This is a genomic window from Pseudomonas sp. B1-22, from assembly GCF_050474425.1.
In the GTDB taxonomy this organism is placed as follows: Bacteria; Pseudomonadota; Gammaproteobacteria; order Pseudomonadales; family Pseudomonadaceae; genus Pseudomonas.
The window spans coordinates 417,527-437,556 of record NZ_JBCHVH010000003.1 but is presented as its reverse complement, the minus strand read 5'-3'; the positions used below and the strand labels follow the sequence as shown (position 1 = coordinate 437,556).

The 20,030-nt window shown below is 64.7% G+C and carries 17 protein-coding genes; 1 reads left to right on the top strand and 16 read right to left on the bottom strand.

The features are described 5' to 3' along the window. Window positions 1-4: 4 nt before the first annotated feature. From ACQ5BL_RS13925 to msbA, 5 genes are all read right to left on the bottom strand, one after another. Window positions 5-1,288, bottom strand: a complete 1,284-nt coding sequence (locus ACQ5BL_RS13925; RefSeq protein ID WP_243804330.1) for an acyl-CoA dehydrogenase family protein — start codon at window positions 1,286-1,288, stop codon at window positions 5-7. Between the two features lie 267 nt (window positions 1,289-1,555). Further along, complete coding sequence (gene hldE / locus ACQ5BL_RS13920) at window positions 1,556-2,980, bottom strand: bifunctional D-glycero-beta-D-manno-heptose-7-phosphate kinase/D-glycero-beta-D-manno-heptose 1-phosphate adenylyltransferase HldE (RefSeq protein ID WP_243804328.1); 1,425 nt, start codon at window positions 2,978-2,980, stop codon at window positions 1,556-1,558. Window positions 2,981-3,055: 75 nt separating this feature from the next. Further along, window positions 3,056-4,468: a PIG-L deacetylase family protein gene (locus ACQ5BL_RS13915; protein WP_243804326.1), complete on the bottom strand. Its 1,413-nt coding sequence runs from the start codon at window positions 4,466-4,468 to the stop codon at window positions 3,056-3,058. A 153-nt stretch (window positions 4,469-4,621) separates the two neighbouring features. Further along, window positions 4,622-5,518 (bottom strand): GNAT family N-acetyltransferase, encoded by an 897-nt coding sequence (locus ACQ5BL_RS13910; RefSeq protein ID WP_243804324.1) that lies wholly within the window; start codon window positions 5,516-5,518, stop codon window positions 4,622-4,624. Between the two features lie 10 nt (window positions 5,519-5,528). Then, entirely contained in the window at window positions 5,529-7,361 is a 1,833-nt protein-coding gene (msbA, locus tag ACQ5BL_RS13905) for a lipid A export permease/ATP-binding protein MsbA (RefSeq protein ID WP_243804322.1), read from the bottom strand. A gap of 271 nt (window positions 7,362-7,632) precedes the next feature. Between msbA and ACQ5BL_RS13900 the strand changes: the two genes are divergently transcribed. After that, window positions 7,633-8,283: a lipopolysaccharide kinase InaA family protein gene (locus tag ACQ5BL_RS13900; protein WP_243804320.1), complete on the top strand. Its 651-nt coding sequence runs from the start codon at window positions 7,633-7,635 to the stop codon at window positions 8,281-8,283. Here ACQ5BL_RS13900 and ACQ5BL_RS13895 read toward each other — a convergent pair whose 3' ends face one another. The 11 genes from ACQ5BL_RS13895 to rfaP all read right to left on the bottom strand — a co-directional run bounded on the left by ACQ5BL_RS13895 (window position 8,284) and on the right by rfaP (window position 19,992). Beyond that, window positions 8,284-9,426 (bottom strand): O-antigen ligase family protein, encoded by a 1,143-nt coding sequence (locus ACQ5BL_RS13895; RefSeq protein WP_243804318.1) that lies wholly within the window; start codon window positions 9,424-9,426, stop codon window positions 8,284-8,286. Window positions 9,427-9,477: 51 nt separating this feature from the next. Beyond that, on the bottom strand, window positions 9,478-10,611 hold the full coding sequence (locus tag ACQ5BL_RS13890) for a glycosyltransferase (protein ID WP_243804316.1): 1,134 nt from the start codon (window positions 10,609-10,611) through the stop codon (window positions 9,478-9,480). Window positions 10,612-10,672: 61 nt separating this feature from the next. Further along, a complete protein-coding gene (locus ACQ5BL_RS13885; protein ID WP_243804314.1) occupies window positions 10,673-11,629 on the bottom strand; it encodes a glycosyltransferase family protein in 957 nt (318 codons plus the stop codon). Between the two features lie 175 nt (window positions 11,630-11,804). After that, a complete protein-coding gene (locus ACQ5BL_RS13880; protein ID WP_243804312.1) occupies window positions 11,805-12,359 on the bottom strand; it encodes a serine acetyltransferase in 555 nt (184 codons plus the stop codon). Beyond that, complete coding sequence (locus ACQ5BL_RS13875; RefSeq protein WP_430293169.1) at window positions 12,359-13,255, bottom strand: lipopolysaccharide core biosynthesis protein; 897 nt, start codon at window positions 13,253-13,255, stop codon at window positions 12,359-12,361. Before ACQ5BL_RS13875 ends, ACQ5BL_RS13880 begins: the two co-directional genes overlap by 1 nt. Before the next feature lie 80 nt (window positions 13,256-13,335). Continuing rightward, the gene (locus ACQ5BL_RS13870; protein WP_243804308.1) at window positions 13,336-14,469 is read right to left on the bottom strand and encodes a glycosyltransferase; all 1,134 of its coding nucleotides are present in this window, start codon (window positions 14,467-14,469) and stop codon (window positions 13,336-13,338) included. Further along, a complete protein-coding gene (locus ACQ5BL_RS13865) occupies window positions 14,453-16,210 on the bottom strand; it encodes a carbamoyltransferase family protein (RefSeq protein WP_017520455.1) in 1,758 nt (585 codons plus the stop codon). Before ACQ5BL_RS13865 ends, ACQ5BL_RS13870 begins: the two co-directional genes overlap by 17 nt. Window positions 16,211-16,215: 5 nt before the next feature. Continuing rightward, window positions 16,216-17,703 (bottom strand): lipopolysaccharide kinase InaA family protein, encoded by a 1,488-nt coding sequence (locus tag ACQ5BL_RS13860; protein WP_243804306.1) that lies wholly within the window; start codon window positions 17,701-17,703, stop codon window positions 16,216-16,218. Then, a complete protein-coding gene (locus ACQ5BL_RS13855) occupies window positions 17,700-18,455 on the bottom strand; it encodes a lipopolysaccharide kinase InaA family protein (RefSeq protein ID WP_243804303.1) in 756 nt (251 codons plus the stop codon). Before ACQ5BL_RS13855 ends, ACQ5BL_RS13860 begins: the two co-directional genes overlap by 4 nt. After that, on the bottom strand, window positions 18,452-19,186 hold the full coding sequence (locus tag ACQ5BL_RS13850) for a lipopolysaccharide kinase InaA family protein (protein ID WP_243804301.1): 735 nt from the start codon (window positions 19,184-19,186) through the stop codon (window positions 18,452-18,454). Before ACQ5BL_RS13850 ends, ACQ5BL_RS13855 begins: the two co-directional genes overlap by 4 nt. Next, on the bottom strand, window positions 19,186-19,992 hold the full coding sequence (rfaP, locus tag ACQ5BL_RS13845) for a lipopolysaccharide core heptose(I) kinase RfaP (protein ID WP_243804298.1): 807 nt from the start codon (window positions 19,990-19,992) through the stop codon (window positions 19,186-19,188). Before rfaP ends, ACQ5BL_RS13850 begins: the two co-directional genes overlap by 1 nt. Window positions 19,993-20,030 lie beyond the last annotated feature (38 nt).

Here is a 20,030-nt window from a genome sequence, read left to right as displayed (position 1 = left end):
CTCCTTAGAGATGCAGCCCGCCAGCTATCAGGCTGACGGCGCGCAGGTCGCGGTACCAGCGCTCGGCCGGGTGTTCCTGGGTGAAACCGTGGCCGCCCAGCAGTTGCACCGCGTCGGTGCCGATCTTCATCGCCTTCTCGGCGCAGAGCAGCTTCGCCAGGTAGGCCTCGCGGTGGAACGCCTGACCGCGCTCGGCCAGCGCGCAAGCGCGCCAGACCATCAGGCGCATGGCGTCCAGTTCGACGGCGATGTCCGCGATCATGAAGGCCACGCCCTGGCGATGGCTGATCGGCTCGCCGAAGGCCTCGCGCTCGTTGCAGTAGGTGATCACGTAATCCAGCGCGGCCTGGCCGGTACCCACCGCCAGCGCGCACCAGGCCAGCGCGGTGTAATCGAGGAAGGCCTGGTAGTCGAAGCGCTCTGCCGCCAGCTTCTGCTCGGCCGGGACCTTCACACTCTTGAAACGAACCCGCGCGGTACCAGTGGCCTTCAGGCCCATGGCCGGTTCGGCGCGTACTTCCACGCCCTTGGCGCGGGCGTCGACGAGGAACAGCGCCGGGCCATCGCCGGCCTCCGCCGCGACGATCAATTTCTGCGCATCCACGCCGCGCACCACCAGGCACTTCTCACCGGACAGTGTGTAGCTCGAACCGCGCTTGCGCGCCTTGGTGGACAGGCGCAGCGGATCGGCCATCAACTGCGGCTCGCTCACCGCGATGGCGATCAGCGGCGCAGCTTCTTCTCCGACGAAGGCCGGCAGCCAGCGCGCCTGCTGTTCCGAGGAGGCCCAGCGGCGAATGCAGTTGGCCGCCGACAGCGGCACCAGCAGCGCAGCGGCCAGGCTCAGGTCGCCACGGGCGAGGGATTCGGCGATCAGCGCATTGGTCACGACGGTGCGTTCGCCGGCCATGCCGCCGTGCACTTCGCTGACGCCGTAATGGGTCAGGCCCAGCTCCTGCGCCTGGGCCAAAAGCTCCAGGCTCAGGTTGGCACTGGCGTCGGCCTCATGGGCGGCCGGGCGCAGCACCTCGGCGGCGAAGCCTTCGAGCATCTCCACCAGCATCTGCTGCTCGTCGGACAGGGACAGGTCGAACAGCCCATCCGGGTCGGCCTTGCGCGGGGTCTTGGGTTGCTTGGCGGCGCGCTCGCTGGCCAGCCGGAAGCCGGTGCGGCTGCTGCTGTAGAGCAGTCGCTCGAAGGGTTTGCGCAGCTTGAGTCGGTCCGGCCAGTCGGCCTGGGCGACACGGTTGAGCACGGCCAGGGCGCGGCCCTGCACGTCGGTGGTCATGGCATCTCGCTCCGCGGAGGGTGGATGACCCGATCATGCGCTGCAAAATGCCACAGGGACCATGACCGCTTTGCCGCCGGTCACTGGCAGAGCGGTCAGTGCGGACAACCGGAGAGAATGTGCCTGGGCTTCCCCCTCACCCCAGCCCTCTCCCTCAGGAGAGGGAGCAGATTGTGCCGGCTGAGGTCATGGTTTCATCCTGCACCGGACGGTTCCCTCTCCCCCTGGGAGAGGGCTAGGGTGAGGGGAATCCGCAGGAACGAAGAGTCAGCCCTGGTGGCGAATCTTTTCGACGATGGCGGTGGTGGAGCTGTTTTCCACCAGCCCCAGCACGCGGACTTCGCCGCCGTAGGCTCTGACGATGTCGGCGCCGACCACCTGCTCGACACCGTAGTCGCCGCCCTTCACCAGCACGTCCGGGCGGACTTCGGTGAGCAGGTGCTCGGGGGTGTCTTCGGCGAAGCTGACCACCCAGTCCACCGCGCCGAGGCCGGCGAGAACGGCCATGCGGCGGTCGACGCTGTTGATCGGGCGGCCCGGGCCTTTCAGGCGGTTCACCGAGGCGTCGTCGTTGGTAGCGACGATCAGGCGATCGCCCTGGGCGCGCGCCTGTTCCAGGTAGGTCACGTGGCCGGCGTGGAGGATATCGAAGCAGCCGTTGGTGAAGACGATCTTCTCACCGTGGGCGCGGGCGTCCTCGATGGCCAGCAGCAGCTGGTCGAGGCTCAGCACGCCACGCTCGGAGCCCTGCTCGCGCTGCACGGCGCGGCGCAGTTCCGGGGCGCTGATGGCGGCGGTACCGAGCTTGCCGACGACGATGCCGGCAGCCAGGTTGGCCAGGGCCACGGCCTGCGGCAGCTCCTCGCCGGCAGCGATGGCGCCGGCCAGGGTGGAAATCACGGTGTCACCGGCGCCGGTGACGTCGAACACTTCGCGGGCACGGGCCGGCAGGTGCAGGGCGTTGTGGCCCGGACGCAGCAGGGTCATGCCGTGTTCGCCACGGGTCACCAGCAGCGCGCCGAGTTCCAGCTCTGTCATCAGCTGCTGGCCCTTGGCGACCAGGTCGGCTTCGTCGGTGCAGCGACCGACGATGGCTTCGAATTCGGAGAGGTTCGGGGTGATCAGGCTGGCGCCACGGTAGATGGCGAAGTCCTTGCCCTTGGGGTCGGCCAGCACCGGGATGCCGCGCTGGCGGGCGGCCTGGATCAGTTGCTGGTGGTTCTTCAGCGCGCCCTTGCCGTAGTCGGAGAGCACCAGCACGCGGACGTTGTCCAGCAGCGCCTCGACGTCGGCGGACAGGGCCACGGCGTCGGTGCGGAAGGCTTCTTCAAAGTCCACGCGCAGCAGTTGCTGGTGGCGGCTCATGACCCGCAGCTTGACGATGGTCGGCTGGCCGGCGATGCGCTGGAAACGGGTGGTCACACCCACCGCCTGCAGGCTATCGCTCAGGCTGTCGGCGGCCTCGTCGACGCCGGTGACGCCAACCAGGAAAGCCGGGGCGCCGAGGGCGGCGAGGTTCAGCGCGACGTTGGCGGCGCCACCGGGACGGTCCTCATGCTGCTCGACCCGCACCACGGGCACCGGCGCCTCGGGCGAGATGCGCGAGGTCGCGCCGTGCCAGTAGCGGTCGAGCATCACGTCGCCTACCACCAGCACGGGGGCCTGATCGAATCGGGGCATGGTCAGTTTCATGGGAACTCCGCAGGTCGAAATCGCCGCGGATAATACCATAGCCGCCCGCTGCGACTTGCGCCGGGCACCGGCCGGTCAGTCGACTTTGCGCACCCAGAACAGCTCGTGGCGGCGCACCGCCTTGCGGAAGAACTCGTCGTCGCCGGTGGCCGGCCACTGGCGCCCGGCGAGCAGGCGCTGGATCAGCCGGCGCAGGCGTTTCTTGCCGGTGAGCGGGGTCTGCAGGTCGTGCTGCAGGGCCAGGGCCTGAGCCTTGTCGATGCGGGTCGCGGCATCCAGCGCCGGGCTCCACAGCGGGTCGGCCGGCAATGCCTCGATACAAGGCGGCAGGGCGATGCCGCCGTCGGCCGGGCCCATGGGCCAGCGGTCGTTGTCGTGCAGGTGGTTGGCATAGAGCAGCAGGGTCTGCGGCTTCCAGCTGCTGCGCCCGATGGCCTCCAGCGTCGCACGGGTGGCGTGGACGTGGTCGGCGTGGGGGTCCAGTTCCGGGTGGGCGGTGAGGATGACCTCAGGGCGGACGTATTCGATCAGCGTGGTCAGGTCGGCCACCAGGTTCAGCCAGGTCGGCGCGCCGTCACGGTCGGCCGGCAACGGTAGCGAATTGAAGCCGCGCGCGCTGCGCACATCGCTTTCGCCGGACTCGCGCGAGCCGAAGGCCTGGCTCGGCTCGGCGGCCATCGCCGGCAGTTGCAGGCAGTAGTAGCCCAGCTGCACGCAGCGCTCGGCCGGGATTCCGCCCCAGAGCGGCGCGGCGATGCTGTCCCAGGTGCGCAGGCGGCCCTTCAGGCGGGCGGCGGCGGCCTTGTCCAGGCCCAGGCGCTGGTAGTGCTCGGCCTCGATTTCGCCCTGGGTCAGGGTGACGATCCAGACATCCTGGCAACGGCTGTACTGGCCGAAGGCGGCCAGTTCGGCGTCATCCGCGTGGGGTGCGATGATCAGCAAGCGCTGGCGGGCGTAATCGGGGTTGTGGAAGGCGTGCAGGACGCCCTGTTGCCCTAGGCGGCAATGGCGGCCATGGACGCGCAGATGGCCGGCGCGCAGGGCGTCGCCCTGGCCGGACAGGTTGATATAGCGCTTACCGCTCACGCCGCGCTCGAAGTCCTGGCGGTCATGTTCAGCGCCCTCGATGAGCACCTGGGGGTCGAGCCAGCGGCCAAGCAGCGACGCCTTGACCTCGACCTCCAGCACCAGGGTCTCCGCGTCCACCGGCAATGCGCCATCGGCGATATGCAGACCATGCGGACCAAGGGATACCGGCAAGGCCACGGAGCCTTGCGGGAAGTCGTAGCGGTAGTCGTCGCGCGGCGAATAGAACAGGTGGTCGGCGAACCAGGCTTCGTGGGCGACCCAGCCGAGGATCACCGCCAGCGGCACGCTCCACCAGGGCGCGAAGACGCCGAGCAGGATCAGCGCCAGCAGGGCAATGAGCAGGACCACACGCTTCTTGCGGCGGTGCTGTTTGAGCAGTTGCTGCTTGCGGGCGCTCATGGTCGATCTCCGTTAGAGCCAATTGCGGACGGAGTCCGCTCCTACGCACAGGCCAGGACGCCGTGCGCGAACTGTAGGAGCGGGCTTGCTCGCGAACAACCTCCGCAGCGGGATTGGTTCGCGAGCAGGCTCGCTCCTACGAAGAGCCTGAAGTCAGACCTGGAACACCGGCACGCGGTGGCACCAGCGATCCTTGTATTCGCGGTCGGCACGGCCGAAGGAATAGCGCAATGGTTTGCCCGCCGCCTCGGCGTCGGCCCAGGCCTCCTGCGTGTTGACGAAGCTGAGCACGCTGCCGGGGCTGAAGTCGCGATTTTCCGGCGCCACGCCGCCATTGATGTATTCGACGCTGATCCACTTCGGCGCCTCGACCCGGTAGAGAATCTGGATCGCCACCGGCTCGCCGTCCAGGCGCACCAGGGAGCCACGCATGAATTCACGCATCAGGCTGAATACTTCGACGAGCCGCGCCTTGCCCGGCACTTCGAACTCCCAGCGGCGCTGGAACAGGTCGGCATAGATCCGCGCCTGCTCCTCGGGGCTAAGTTCGCTCATGGGTTGCAGCACGCCGCCCGCCTCTTCCAGCAGGCGCTGTTCGCGGCGCTGGTTGTAGCGGAATTTCTTCGAGAAATCCGCCGGCGCTCGGTTCATCGCCAACTGCTCGGGTTGCTCGCGGGCATCGCTGACCTGCTCGCGGTTCAGCTCGGAGAGGTAGCGCACCTTGTGCCGCAACTCGATGCGCGCGCCTTCGGCGATGGGCAGGATGATCTCGGCATTGCCCAGGTCGAACAGGGCCTTCTTGCCCTCGCGCTTGAGCACGTCCTTGGACAGCGCCAGGTTGTGCCCCCAGGTCGGTACGGCGGCGCGCAGCTCGTCGCCCTCGAACCAGCCGAGGTAGCGCACCGGGATGCCCGCCAGCGCGGCCAGGCGCTCGACCACATCCGGGTGGGTGGCGACGCTGCCGCCGAAGGTGTGCCAGGCAGCGGCGTAGTCGGCCGCCGCGATGGGCGTCCAGCCGCGTTCGCGGAAAAGGCGCAGTCGGTTCAGCATGTCAGCAACGTCACACTGACTGCTCGGCGCCAGAGCCTGCCTCGACCGGGTCGTCAGCGAACTGCCGCGCGTGCAGGCGAGCGTAGTACCCGTTCTGCGCGATCAGCTGGTCGTGACTGCCACGTTCGACGATGTGTCCCTGGTCCATCACCAGGATCAGGTCCGCCGCCTCGATGGTGCTCAGGCGGTGGGCGATCACCAGGGTGGTGCGGCCTTCCATAACCTTCTCCAGGGCGGCCTGGATGTGCCGCTCGGACTCAGTGTCCAGCGCCGAGGTGGCCTCGTCGAGGATCAGCACCGGGGCGTCCTTGAGCAGCGCGCGGGCAATCGCCAGGCGCTGGCGCTGGCCGCCGGAGAGCATCACGCCGTTCTCGCCGACCTCGGTGTCGAAGCCCTCGGGCAGGCGGTCGATGAACTCGCGGGCGAAGGCATCGTCGGCGGCCCTCTCCACTGCCTCACGCGGCTTGCTGGCCAGGTCGCCGTAGGCAATGTTGTTCAGCACGCTGTCGTTGAACAGGTTGACCTGCTGGGTCACCAGCGAGATGTGCCGGCGCAGGTTGGTCAGCTTGTAGTCTTCGACGTCCACGCCATCGAGCAGGATCTGCCCGTCGCTGTGGTCGTAGAAGCGCGGTATCAGGTTGGCCAGGGTCGATTTGCCGCTGCCGGAGCGGCCGACCAGCGCCACCATCTGGCCCGGCTCGACGCTGAAGTTCAGATCCTTGAGCACCTGCTTCTCGGTGCCCGGGTAGGTGAAACTGAGGTTCTTCACCTCCAGGCGACCGCTCACGCGTTCGCGCTCGACGGTGCCAATGTCCACCTCGGGCGCTTCGTCGAGCTGCTCGAAGATACTCTCGGCGCCGGCCACGCCCTTCTGGATGGTCGAGCTGACCTCGGAGAGCTGGCGGATCGGCTTGGGCAGCAGGCCGGCCATGGAGATGTAGGCCACCAGGTCGCCGACGGTGGCGTCGCCACGCAGCAGCAGCACCAGGTACAGCAGCACGGCCATGGCGCTGTAGATCACCAGTTGCAGCATCGGCGTATAGATCGCCGAGGTCTTGTTCATGCGCAGGTTCTTGCTGGTGTTCTCGTCCGTCACGTTCTGGAAACGCTGGCGCTCATAAGCCTCGCCACCGAAACTGCGAACCACGCGGTAACCCTGGATGGTCTCGGAGGAAACATGGGTCACATCGCCCATGGCCACCTGGATCTTCTTGCTCTGCTTGCGGAACTTGCGGCTGGCACTGGTCACCATCAAGGCGATGACCGGCAGGATCGCCAGCATCACCAGGGTCAGCTTCCAGTTCATGTACAGCAGCGAGAGGAACAGGAAGACCACGGTCATGCCTTCGCGGATCACCACCTTGATGGCATCGGTGGCGGCACCGGTGACCATGGTCACGTTGAAGGTGATGCGCGAGATCAGGTGCCCGGAGTTGTGGCTGTCGAAATAGCGGTTGGGCAGGGTCAACAGGTTGTTGAACAGCGCGATGCGCAGGTCCTGCACCAGGCCCAGGGAGACCTTGGCGATGAAGTAGTTGCCCAGGAACGAGCCGACGCCCTGCCAGACCGCGATCGCCACCACCAGCAGCGGCACGGCGTACAGCAGTTGCAGGTCGCGCAACCAGGCCCAGGGGGCCGTGGGGAACAGCTTGGCGTCCGGATGGGCCAGGCCGTCGACGAAATACTTGAGGATGCCCGCCAGCATGGGCTGGGTAGCGGCAAAGATCAGGAAACCGACGATGCTGAGCAGGAACATCCCCACGTACGGGCGCACGTAGGAGAGCAGTCGGAAGTAGATCTTCAGGCTCGAAGGTTGGGAGCCCTTTTCGGCGATGTCGCTCATCACGTTCTCGACACATAAACAAGTGGCGCATATTACCACTACCGGGGTTTACCACTAGGCCGCCGCCTTTAGCATATCGACCGAGAACTCAGCTTGGTGCCAGCATCAATGGCACGCAGCCGCCGTGAAAGAACCATCCTGGCAGCCGGTACAGGTCGGATGCTCTTCTGACAATGGGCTTCGATGCCCTCAAAATGGCAGACACGTCCGCGCGAGGTTCGCCGCTTATCGCTTTGGGATACTATTACCCGCTCTCGCTCTGGAATCCGTCATGCAAGCACTCGACCACGCCACCTATGAAGACCTGCGCCAAGGAGCCTCCGTGCTTGAGGCTGACAGATTCGGTGACAAGGTACTGCGCCTGGCCGATGGCAACTTTCTCAAACTGTTTCGCCGTAAACGCCTGATCTCTTCCGCGCTGTTCTACCCTTACGCGCAACGCTTCGCAGACAATGCACGCACCTTGCGCCGGCGCGGTGTTCCATGCCCGGAAATCATTGGTGTCTATCGCGTTCCCAGCATCGAGCGCGACGTCGTGCACTACCAGCCGCTACCAGGGCAGACACTGCGCCAGCTGATTGCCAGCGACCAGGACAAGCCGACGCTGCGCGGCGATCTGGGCGCGCTCATCTCGGCAATGCACAACAACGGGATCTACTTCCGCTCGCTGCACCTGGGCAATGTCGTCGAGACGCCAGAGGGCACGCTCGGCCTGATCGACATCTCCGACATGCGAACCCAGGCGCGCCCACTCGGCAAGCAGCAGCGGCAGCGCAATTTTCGCCACCTGCTGCGCTACGCCCAGGACCGCGACTGGCTACTGGGCGATGATGGCGCGGCTTTCGTTAGGCAGTACGTGCAGGGCTCACCGACCTTGTGGGAGCCCGACAGCCTGACGCAACTCCTGCACCAGGACGTCTAGTCAGGCAAGTTTGCGCGGCGCCGCAGAAGCGCCGCTCAACGTCAAGCAGAGCACCAGCGGCAGCCAGGTCAGCAGCCAGAACGGACCAGGTGCGTCCCACAGCCTCGCCCCGTCGAATTGCAGGGCGATGGTGGAGAAAAACCAGAGTCCGATCAGGGCCTGTCCCAGCGGCGCATGCCGGTTACGCCAGCCGCGCACAAGGATTAATGCCCATAGAGTCAGCAGCACCAGCAGCGCGCCCACTCCCAGCTCGATACCGATGTGGGTGAACAGGTTGTGGCTATGGGGCCAGACCCGACCCGCGGCGACAAGACTGTAGTCCGTCCCCTTGCCGACGCCCAGCCAGGGGTGCTCGGCAATCTTTGCCAAAGCGCCCTTGAATATCTCCGGCCGGTAGGAAACCCCGCGTTCAAGCAGATGGTCGTGGAATCCGATGACGACGACGAGCGCGCCGACGATGGTAGCCAGGGATATCCACTTGGAAAGCCAATGCCGGTTCAGCAGAGGCATGAGCACCAGGCAGACCACCAGCGCGAAGATCGCGCCGCGACTCCAGGTGAGCACGACGAACAACGCCAGGATCACGATCGCTGCCAGCCAGAGCCCCTTGCCGAGCCGCCCGGCCGGCATGCAACTGAGCAGCCAGACAGCCGCTGCGCCCATCGCATACCCGGCGAAAATCGGATGGTTCAGAGCACAGAATGCCGTCATCCGACCCCAGAAGACTGGCGTGCGCCAGGGCCAAAGGGCCATCGCCAGGAAGGCGCAAACGGCCAGCGCGCAGCCCCCAATCAGGAGAGTACGCACCACACGTGCCGGGTCTCTCCTACTCCACAGCGCCCCGCCAGCGACAAACAGCAGGATGAACAGCAATCGCCGGCTCTCACGATCAACATCGATACCCACACTCCAGGACATCGAGACCGCCGCCCAGAGAAACAATAGCGTGAATAGCTTGAACTCGGGGCTTTCGCGCAGAAGCTGCCAGAGATCCTGGCCTCTGGAAGCGATCAGGTACAGCGCCGGAAGATAGAGCAGAGGGATCAGGAGCTGAAAGTACAGCTTCTGGCTCGGAGCGATCGCCATTCCGAAGATCAACCAGACGATGCCGATACCCAGCACGCGATCAGCGAAGCGAGACACACGTGACTCCACGGCCAACCTACTCACGTATAAATTGTTCAACATGCAAACCTATCGAGCACCCATGCAGAGGCGATAAGCCTCGGCAAACGCCTTCCATCGACCATCGAAATCAAAAGCCTGAACCTGTGCGGCATATATCTGCTCGCGCTGGCCGGCATCAAGCTCCAGAGCGCCAGCCAATTCTCTTTGCCAAGCCTGGGCATCGTTTACTTGCGCATAGCGTCCAGCATCACCGAGTTGCTCACGGAAAACCCCGAGGTCACTGACAATGACCGGAACACCCGCCATCAGCGACTCGCCAATGACCAGCCCAAACCCTTCGTAGAGCGAGGGGCAGACCAGCCAGTCGAACGCTCCGTAGAGCGACATGGCGTCCTCCCTGAAACCCACCAGATGGACTTGTCGCTCCACCCCTAGCTCGCGGATGCACTGCTCCAGTTCCGCTCGCTGCTCACCTTCGCCCAGGATGACAAGATGAGCGCAGGGATTATCCCGACCGACCGCGGCGAAACAGCGCACCAAAAACTGGAAGTTCTTGACCTTGTTCAGGCGGCCGACGGCACCGAGCACCAGATCACCCTCGCCGACCCCCAGCCCCGCCCTCTTCGCCTGCCGATTGCTCAAGTCCAGACAGCGCTCGACAGGGTCATTCGCGCTAGCGATGCCTACCAGCCAACCCTGCAGCAATGGATGCTTCTGTAGCATTTGTCGAGCCGCATCGGGAGATACCGCCACGACCTGAAGGCGATCTGGCGGTACGCTGCGCAGTAGATCGACATCCGACTTCGTGATGCGCACCAGGCTATGCAGCACGACAGCGATTCGGGTAGAAGAGCCCAGGCGCTCCCTGATTAAAGGCAGGATAAGCCGCGCCGCGCGCAGGCCGTCGATAAGAATGGCATCGGGCTGCAGGTCGTCCAGCATTTTCCTGACTCGCTGGCGCACGGCATACCGGAAAAGCAAGGCCAGCCCGCTACCCTTGATCTGCCTCACGCTCAGCTGCAGGAAAACCGGACTATCCAGCGAATGGCCCAGCAGGTCGCGATCGTCGCCTTGCAGGAACCAGTGCGAAACCTCGGGAAAATCCTCCTGCAGCACCTTGGCGATACGCCCGTGGACCTTGTGAATGGAAACGAAGTCCGCACCAGCGCTGTACATCACGTTAAGCAAACGACCACTCACGCTGGGACCTCGCTGAAGTCTTCAACCTTGTTACCCAGCGGCGACACAGCGCTGCGCTTCATCAGCGACCGATCATCGAACGAAGTCGGTCCGCCCATGAATCCGGCTGCCTGGTGCGCAACGGTGGCGCCATGACTTCCACGATCTGTCGGCCCACTGCAGCGAAGCTGTAGCGTTGTAGTGCAAGCTGCCGCCCGGTTAGCGCTATGCGCTGCGCCAGATCCGGATCCTGACGCAGAACGGCAAGTTTCTTGCGCAACTCGTCCACCGTGCGGTAAAGCACCACATTCTGCATGTCCTGCAAGCCAAGCGCTCGAGTCTCTGCCTCGCCCTGGTCATACGCCAGCAAAACGCAGCCGCAGGCCATGGCCTCGAAATTCTTGATCATATACTCGCCCATGCCGACATCCGCGCTGACGAAGAAGCGAATGCGGTTGAGGGTGTTCAGGTAGTCCTCGCCCGAATTGGTCTTGGTGACCAGCAGATTTTCCACCTTGCCCAGCTCATCCAGCAGCGCCTTACGGCCGCTGTAGGCAACACTACCGGTGCTGCCGACGAACGCCAGCTCGATATCGCGCTCCCGCCCCAGGTCATGGAGCAGGTCCTGGTCGTAGCCCTTGGGCACGAAGACCGCATCAAAGCCTTCCTGGCGCAGCCGCTCGCTGACCATGAAGCCCGAGCTGATAACCCGCGCCCAGGGCAGGCGACGATAGTGTGCACTAAACTTCCCCGTGTACTTGCAGGGGATGTAGTTCTGGTAGGCATCATGCTCGAGGACGACCAGATTGGGCACGCTGCGAATGAAGGCGGTCTGGCGCATTTCCTTCTTGAAGCGCAGGAAGAACAGGATGCGATCGTACTTCGAGACATCCACGTGTTCACGGAAGTAACGGCGCAAGTTGGCCTGCTCGTCGCTGGCCAGCCAGCGCAAGTCGCAATCGCAGTGCTCGGCGATGCCGTCGTACAGACGATCGAGGATGGCGCGTTGTTCTTTCTGTACCAGGAACAGAACTTTCAAGACTCACCTTTACATCCCGGAGTGCGGGCAATCGAATTAGCGTGCATCCCGGGCCGGAGTCGGCTTTCGCCCATGCGTCCCGCCCTGTCATTAACCGCGAAACGGGCCACCGATAAGGACAATGCGCCGCGAAGAGTAGGGGACGCTAAACAACCCGGTCAAGGCGATGGCCATCTCAGGTGGTGGCATGGAGAGTATGGCTTTGACGGACGTTGTAGTAAGTGCAACCCGCAGGAATATTCTTGTTGACGAATGACATAGCCCCAATCGTGACGCCGCTACCGATCTCGATCTCATCGGCGATGATGCAGCTATGTGCCCCCAGGCTGACGTCATCACCGATCATGAGGGAGTAGCTGGGGAGCCCCAATGTCTTGATGCCCACGGTCGAATTCTGCCGGATGAAGAAATTCCTGCCGATCTGCACATAGCCGGAGATGACCACCCCCGGCAGGTGCGCAATACGAAAGCCCGGGCCGATCTGCGCGGCAACGCTGATATCCACAGCATAGCGCCGATTCAACTTGCGCTGCATCCGCAGCGCATAGCGACGCCGCAGCCCACCTTTGGCGTAAAGGAACTGGGCCAGGCGGAATTGCAATAGATAGCGCAGCACATTGCTTTTGTAGGCTCGCTTGAGAATGTTGCTGAGCAGTCCGATGCGACTGCCAGGCTTCTTCTTGTTCGAGACTTCGCACTTCCAGCACTCGATCAGTTGCTGCAGATCCATCACGACCTCACTTGAAAACGCTTTCCGCCCGGGGCAGCCATCTCCCCCGCAAGCAAGGCATCCAGTTCGGTCGGCTCGACCTTCGGTACCACGCTTGCCGGCAGCCGGCTGTCCTGCGACAGGTTGAAAAGCCTCAGCGAAAACCGGGGCATGACTTTCTCGGCCAGAATCCGGAAACTGGGCAGGATATAGTCGTCGAAATCCTCGTCCAGGCTGCTGGGCAAGGCCGCCGCTCCGGTTTCATAGAATCGGCCGATGCTCGTGTTCAAGTCCATTCCAACAATGAAGATCTGGTTGAAGCCCAGGTGACAGGCCAACTGCACCGCGGCATAGGGGATGGTGCGGGCACCAAAATAGCCCTTGCTCAAATCGCGACTGAAGCCGATGCGATTGGCCTTGCGGCGCCACAGGGAAAACCCGCAGATCAGGTCGGGGTCATTGCGGACGGACCATGCATAGGCGCGATCCGAGCGCACAGCCAGGCCATGGATGCGATTGACCCGTTCCAGCAGCATTACCTCGGTTCTTTGCGGCAACACCGATGGATCGTACCGATGCAGCGCCTGGAAGCAGTCCAGGCTCATGGCCAGGTGGACAGCGCTGCGCGCGCCCAGGCATGCGAGATCCGGACGATCACGCACGAAGCCGGGATCATCGCAGATATAGAAGAACGGGCTGATGTGTTGATCGGCACAACGGACGATGGAGCCGTTCATGGCGATGACCGGCCAGTCCGCATAGCGGGAAAGTGGAAACTTACTGGCTGAGGGCCCGGAAGCCAACAGGAACACACTGCCATGGTGGCATGCGCGGCAAGTCCCGAACTCTGCGATGGGAATGCGCACGTCCCCTTCGCTCAGCCAGCGCCGACCACTTTCCAGCTCCAATTCCAGCATATGCAAATCGCAGGTTCGTCAATGAAATCGCCGGAGATCGCGGCGTCCATGCCAAGCAAAAGTGAGGGTCGGAGCGTCCGCTAGCGAGGTTCGGCAACCAACGCCTTCACCAGCGGCAGACTCCAGAACTCCCGTCGCACCGCCTCATCGGAGAAGCGCGTCTGCAGGCGCTGCTCCATCTGCTGCGCACAGGCCTCGCGCTGGCCGCGATCAAGCGCTGCCATGTGGCCGAGGCCTTCGGCGAGGGCTTTTTCATCACGCAGCGGGAACAGGATGCCGACGCCTTCGACCACCTCACCGCCACCGCCACCGGCGGTCGCGATCAGCGGCACGCCGGCGGACATCGCCTCCAGCAGGACCATGCCGAACGGCTCGTGGTCGGAGCTCAGGGCGAACACGTCGAACGCCTTGAAATAGCGCTTGGCGTCAGGAACCTGGCCGAGGAACAGCACGCGCTCGGCGATACCCAGCTCGCGGGCCAGGTCCTTGAGATCCTCTTCCAGGCGCCCCTTGCCGAGGATCGCCAGCAGGCTGTTGTGCGGCAGCCGCGGCAACGCCTGGGCAAAGCCACGCAGCAGGGTGGCCTGGTCCTTGTCCGGATGCAGGCGGCCGACGTTGCCGACCACCCAGGCGTTGTCCGCCAGCCCCAGGTGCTGGCGCGCCGGATAGCGGTCGAGCTGCTCGGCTTGCAGGGCATCGACGTCGACGCGGTTGTACAACGTCTCGATACGCTCGCGCGGCCAGGCAGGCAGGCAGGTACGGATCTCGTCGCGCACGGCGTTGGAGACGCCGAGCAGACTCAGGCGCTCGGCGAAGACGCGCGCGAACAGCTTGCGTCCCAGCCGCTGGAAGTCGCCGAAACCATGGTGCACGCCAATGATCTGCAGTTTGGTGCCGAGCATGGCGATCCAGGTCGGCTTGAAGCGGTGCGCGATGCAGAAGCGGAAATCGCGGGAACGGGCAATCTCGCGCAGGTCGCGGATCGCCTTGAGCTTCAGCCCGCGGATATCCCGCGAGCTGTAGTCGAGGAACAGCACTTCGTCGCTGGCGCAGCCGGAGGCTACTTCGGCGTCGGGCGCACCGGTGAGGAACACCGTGGTCACCCGGTAGCCGGTGCCGGCGAACAGGCTGGCGTACTGACGGGCGCAGTCGAGGAACGGCCCGTCATAGCCGTGGCAGAACTGCAGGACGCGCGGTTCAGCCGAGCGAGTCATAGGCCGCCGCGCCATCCTTGACGACCAGGATGTCCTGCATGATCAGGTATTGCAGATCCGAGCCGTAGAACATGTTCAGGGCGTCGGTCGGCGAGCAGATCATCGGCTCGCCACGGCGGTTCAGCGAGGTGTTGAGCGCCACGCCGTTGCCGGTGAGCTTCTCCAGCTCCTTCATCATGTCGTAGTAGCGCGGGTTGAATTCGCGCTTCAAGACCTGGGCGCGGGAAGTGCCGTCTTCATGGACGACTTCCGGCACGCGGGTCTTCCACTCTTCGTTGACTTCGAAGGTGAAGGTCATGAACGGCGCCGGGTGGTCGATCTTGAACATCTGCGGGCCGACGGTATCCAGCATCGACGGGCAGAAGGGCCTCCAGCGCTCGCGGAACTTGATCTGCGCGTTGATGCGGTCAGCCACGCCCGGCACGCTCGGGCAACCGATGATCGAGCGGCCACCGAGGGCGCGCGGACCGAACTCCATGCGGCCCTGGAACCAGGCCACCGGGTTGCCGTCCACCAGCACCTTGGCGATCAGCTCGGGCACGTTGTCGATCTTGCGCCACACCGGCTTGGCCTCATGGCGGGCGCAGGCGGCGATGACGTCTTCGTTGCTGTATTCCGGGCCGAGGTAGACGTGTTCCATCTTCTCGACCGGCACGCCACGCTCCCAGGAGACGTAGGCCGCCGCGCCAACCGCGGTGCCGGCGTCGCTGGCCGCGGGCTGCACGTACAGCTCCTTGACCTCGGGGCGAGCGATGATCTTCTGGTTGAGCTTGACGTTCAGCGCGCAGCCGCCGGCGAAGGCAATCTTGCCGGTCTCGCGGATGATGTCGCCCAGGTAGTAATCCATCATCTCCAGCGCCAGCTTCTCGAACAGCGCCTGGATGCTGGCGGCATAGTGGATGTAGGGATCGTCGGCGATGTCGCCTTCACGCTTCGGACCGAGCCACTCGATCAGCTTGGGCGAGAAGTAGTAGCCCTTGCCCTTTTCCTTGTAGCGACGGAAGCCGATGACGTTGGCGTAGTCGGTGTTGATGATCAGCTCGCCGTTCTCGAACTTGGCGAGACGGGAGAAATCGTACTTGCTGGCGTCGCCGTAGGGCGCCATGCCCATGACCTTGAACTCGCCGTCGAGCATGTCGAAGCCGAGGTACTCGGTCAGCGCGCCGTACAGGCCGCCCAGGGAGTCCGGATCGTAGAACTCCTTGATCTTGTGGATCTTGCCGTTCTCGCCGTAGCCGAAGAAGGTGGTGGCGTATTCGCCCTTGCCGTCGATCCCGAGGATCGCCGTCTTCTCCTTGAAGCCCGAGCAGTGGTAGGCGCTGGAGGCGTGGGCCAGGTGGTGCTCGACCGGCTGGATCTTGGTCTTCTTCAGGTCGAAGCCCAGCTGCTGCAGGCACCACTGGATGCGCTTGTAGTAGCGGTGGTAGCGGCGGTTGCCGAGCAGGATGGCGTCCAGCGCGCGGTCCGGCGCGTAGGCGTAGCGCTTGGCGTAGTGCCAGCGGGCCTTGTCGAAGATGCTGATGGGGGCGAAGGGAATGGCCACCACGTCAACGTCCGACGGCTTGATCCCGGCCTGCTCCAGGCAGAACTTGGCCGACTCGTAGGGCATGCGGTTCTTCGCGTGCTTGTCGCGGACGAAGCGCTCTTCTTCGACGGCCGCGACCAGCTTGCCGTCGATGTACAGGGCGGCGGAAGGGTCATGGCTTACGGCGCCGGACAGGCCGAGGATGGTCAATGCCACAGGGTCTAGCCTCTTTCATCTGAGCGGGTGCCAGGCACCCGCGGTAAACGTTCGTCGAGCAGCTGGTGCAGTGCGCTATCCGTCGGCCAGTTGCGCAGGAAGCGCGCACGGTCGCGGGCATAGGCGCGGGCGAAGCTCGCGTCTCGCGAGTGGCGTTGCATGGCATCGAGGTCGATCAACGACCATTGCCCACCGTCGCCCTGCTCCTGCCAGAACAGGTTGTGCCCCTTCAGGTCGCCATGGCTGATGCGCTCATGCACCAGCGCCGCGAACAGTCTGTCCAGGGCCACAAGATCCGATTCCGGCGGCAGGCCGCCCCCCTCCGGTTGGTCCAGGTAGGGTTTGAAACGGGCGATTATATCCTGACCCGCCAGGTAATCGGTAATCAGGAAGGCCGGGCCGCGCAGCCACAGCCAGCGACGCTCGATCACCGCCAGCGGCTTGGGCGTGGCGATGCCGAGGAAGTCCAGGCGATTGCCCTCGCGCCATGAAGCCCAGGCGCGGCTGGGGCGCCAGAAGCGCTTGAACCAGTGCAGCAGGTTCTTGATGTTGTAACGTTTGATGACCAGAGGCCGGCCGTTCAGCTCAACCCTGGCGACGGTGGCCGCGCCGCCGGTCTTGTAGACATGTCCGCGATTTATGTAGGAATCCGGATCGGCCAGCAGCGGCTGCAACCCCTCCTCTTCCTCGCGACGCACCGCGCGCAGGCCGAACGGGCCCTTGAACACGCTGAACAGGCTGCAGTCGCGGGCGATCTTCTTCATCAGGTCGCCGACGCGCCAGCGTCGAATCTTCGCGATTTCCTTCTGCAGAGCTTCCAGCGGCAGCGCGTGCTCGCCATTGGCCAGCAGATAGTGGAGCAGCAGTTCTTCAAGATGAGGATCGAGACTGGCCGGCAGTTGGGCGAAGAACACCCCGAGATTTTCCAGCACCTGCTTGCGCGACAGCGGCTGGCCAGGCATTTCCGCACGAATACCGGCGCCGTCGATGAGGTACAGCTGGCCGCCGTGGCGCAGCAGGTTGTCCAGGTGCAGGTCTTCCTGCCACAGGCCCTTGGCGTGCATCTGCGCGATGGCGGTCAACGCCTCGGCGATGACTGCGGTCTGCCCGTCGGACAACGGCGGCTCGCCTTCCACGGCGCGCCAGGCATCCCAGAGGCTCTGCGCACCGTCGAGGAACTCGAAGAGCAGCCAGCCGCCCTCGCCATCCTTCAGGCCGTCGGCCAGCAACTGCGGTGTGGTCAGGCCCTGCTCGGCGAGCAGGCGCACGCCTTCGCGCTCGCGCTTGAAGTGCCGCGCGGCCTTGCCGCCGACCAGCAGCTTGGCCAGTACCGGACGGCCACGCCAATTGGCCGCGCCGACATAGCGCTGTCCGGGCAACACGCGCAGCAGGCTGTCCAGGCGCAGTTCGGCGGCGCCGGCGCCATCCTCCAGCTCGACGCGCAGCGGCAGCGCAGGTGTGCGACCGGCAGCGCGCAGGGCGGACAACCTCATGCGCGGCCTTCCTTCTTCTTGCGGCGGGCGCCGAGGCGACGGTACCAGTCGTCGACCTCCCGGCCACTGGCCGAGGTACCGAGGTAGGCCGCCAGCAGGTTGCGCACGTCGGTCTCGTTCCAGTCCGGCGCGCGGCGCAGCAGCGGTTCGAGGTCGCGCACGCGGTCGCGCTGGCCGAACCACAGCGGACGGGTCTTCTCCAGGTCGATCAGGGTCGCCTCGAAGGCATCGTCCGTCTCGCGCAGGAAGATGTGCTTGGGATAGAAGCAGCCGTGCATCTGCCCGGCCTCGTGCAGGCGGCGGGCAAGCATGCCGCAGGCGTGCAGGATGGCCTGGCGCCGCTCTGCGGAGAGGTTCGACCAGCCCTGCAACAGGCTGTCCAGGTCGCGCCAGCCATCCAGGGCACGAGTCATCAGGATCGCCCGGCGCTCGCTGCCCACCTGCCGCGCGCCGAAGAAGGCCGCCTGCATGGAGGGGATGCCGAGCTGGTGGTAGCGCTGAATATTGCGGAACTCGCGGCTGAAGGTCGGCTCGCCCATGGGCTTGCGGACGCTGCGGGTCAGGTGGTTGCTCTGGCGCTTGAGGTAGTAGGCGGTGCCGTCCAGCTCCAGGCGATAGACACTGCTCCAGCCACCGCGCTCGGTGTTGGGCTCGTCCACGGCTTCCAGCTGCAGGTCCCACAGGGCATCGAAATCGGCCAGGGCGTTGCGCTCGAGCAGCGCCTGATCGCCCTCAGCAATGAAATCCTTCACTCGCGTCCCTCGAAGAAATGGACGATCTGCCGGACACGCTTCTTGTCCGACGCGTTCAATCGTTCGCGGCGCCGGTAGAGCAGGTAGAACTGCAGGCGCTGCGTGTAGGAAAGGTGGTACTTGGCGACCTTGTCGAGGGTGGCCAGGTCCTTGGTGATGCGGTAGCGCAGCATGAAGCTGACCCAGAAATCGCCAATCGGGCAATCGATGAAGTACACCGTGCCCTCCCCGTCCACCAGGATGTTGCGCCACTTCAGGTCGTTGTGGGTGAAGTGGTTGTCATGCATGGTCCGCGTGTAGCTGGCCAGCTGGCGCATGACATGCTCGACCCAGGTGCGATCCTTCAGGCGCGGGTCGTCGCGCTTGGCCAGGGCATGCAGGTCTTCGGTCCCGACCAGTTCGCGGGTGATGATAGCGCCACGGGAGAAACCGCCGTTGACGCGCTCCAGCCCGTAGGCCACCACTTTCGCGGTCGGTATGCCCCACTTGGCGAACTGCTTGAGGTTCTGCCACTCGGCCTTCACCCGCGGACGCGGCAGATAGCGGCGAAAACCCTTGCCCGGCTTGCGGTAGCGTTTGACGTAGTAGCGCACGCCGTCCCGCTCCACGCGGACGACATCGGACATCGCATCCTTGGTGATGCGCTCGCCGTCGAGGGCGAACACGGCATCCAGGCTGCCGAAATCGGCGGCGAGATGCTGGTAGTCGGCTTCAAGTGCCCAGCCGGCCATCAGAGCAGGTCTCCATAACGTTGCTTGCGGTCGTACAGCTTGGCCGCCTTGCGCTCCATCCACGCCAGCAGCGCAGCCTCCTCGCGCAGGATGTCACGCAGATTCTTACCGAAGTAATCACGCAGGAAGCGCAGCTTGTCGCGGCGCGTCAGGCCGATGTCCAGCGCGGAGAAGTACAGCGCCGCCAGGTCCTTGTTGCGCCAGCGGCGCGGCGTGGCGGCGCGGGTCTGGGCGCGGTGCAGGTCGATCACCGACAGGCGCAGGTCATCGGCGCTGACCGGTCGATCGGTGTGCAGCAGGAAATGGCATATATAGCAGTCGCGGTGGTTGACCCCGGCGCGGTGCATGGCGCCCACCATCTTCGCCACTTCGACGATCAGCGCACGCTTCAGGCGCGGCTCGGGCGGCTGCTGCCGCCAATCCAGCGACAAGACCTCAAGGTCCGTGGTCGGCGCCAGTTCTTCGGTGATGATGAAGGAGTGCTGCGCGGCCGGATTGCCGCCGCGCTCGCCGTAGGCCACCGAGGTCATGGTTGCCACGCCCGTCCGGTGCAGGCGCTCCAGGGCACGCTGCTCCTGGCCCGCGCCGAGCACCGGCAGCTTGACGCTGAAGAGATTCTTGACGATCTCGCCCCAGCCGATGCCGCGGTGGATCTTGACGAAGTAGCCGCGCCCGTCGACCTCGGTGCGCAGGGTACGGCGGCCTTCCAGTTCACGGTAGACCTTGCCTTGCAGGCGCTCGACCTCGACGAAGGGGTCCTTGCCGGCCCACAGGGTCTTGAAGGGTTCATTTAGAACGAGCTTCACTGCACATCCTCCCCTGTAGGAGCGAGCTTGCTCGCGAA

What these genes read in the sequence shown, in the direction of transcription:
- ACQ5BL_RS13925 (WP_243804330.1), bottom strand. Translation starts at nt 1,288, where the DNA reads ATGACCACCGACGTGCAGGGCCGCGCCCTGGCCGTGCTCAACCGTGTC.
- hldE (WP_243804328.1), bottom strand. Translation starts at nt 2,980, where the DNA reads ATGAAACTGACCATGCCCCGATTCGATCAGGCCCCCGTGCTGGTGGTA.
- ACQ5BL_RS13915 (WP_243804326.1), bottom strand. Translation starts at nt 4,468, where the DNA reads ATGAGCGCCCGCAAGCAGCAACTGCTCAAACAGCACCGCCGCAAGAAG.
- ACQ5BL_RS13910 (WP_243804324.1), bottom strand. Translation starts at nt 5,518, where the DNA reads ATGCTGAACCGACTGCGCCTTTTCCGCGAACGCGGCTGGACGCCCATC.
- msbA (WP_243804322.1), bottom strand. Translation starts at nt 7,361, where the DNA reads ATGAGCGACATCGCCGAAAAGGGCTCCCAACCTTCGAGCCTGAAGATC.
- ACQ5BL_RS13900 (WP_243804320.1), top strand. Translation starts at nt 7,633, where the DNA reads ATGCAAGCACTCGACCACGCCACCTATGAAGACCTGCGCCAAGGAGCC.
- ACQ5BL_RS13880 (WP_243804312.1), bottom strand. Translation starts at nt 12,359, where the DNA reads ATGGATCTGCAGCAACTGATCGAGTGCTGGAAGTGCGAAGTCTCGAAC.
- ACQ5BL_RS13875 (WP_430293169.1), bottom strand. Translation starts at nt 13,255, where the DNA reads ATGCTGGAATTGGAGCTGGAAAGTGGTCGGCGCTGGCTGAGCGAAGGG.
- ACQ5BL_RS13870 (WP_243804308.1), bottom strand. Translation starts at nt 14,469, where the DNA reads ATGACTCGCTCGGCTGAACCGCGCGTCCTGCAGTTCTGCCACGGCTAT.
- ACQ5BL_RS13860 (WP_243804306.1), bottom strand. Translation starts at nt 17,703, where the DNA reads ATGAGGTTGTCCGCCCTGCGCGCTGCCGGTCGCACACCTGCGCTGCCG.
- ACQ5BL_RS13850 (WP_243804301.1), bottom strand. Translation starts at nt 19,186, where the DNA reads ATGGCCGGCTGGGCACTTGAAGCCGACTACCAGCATCTCGCCGCCGAT.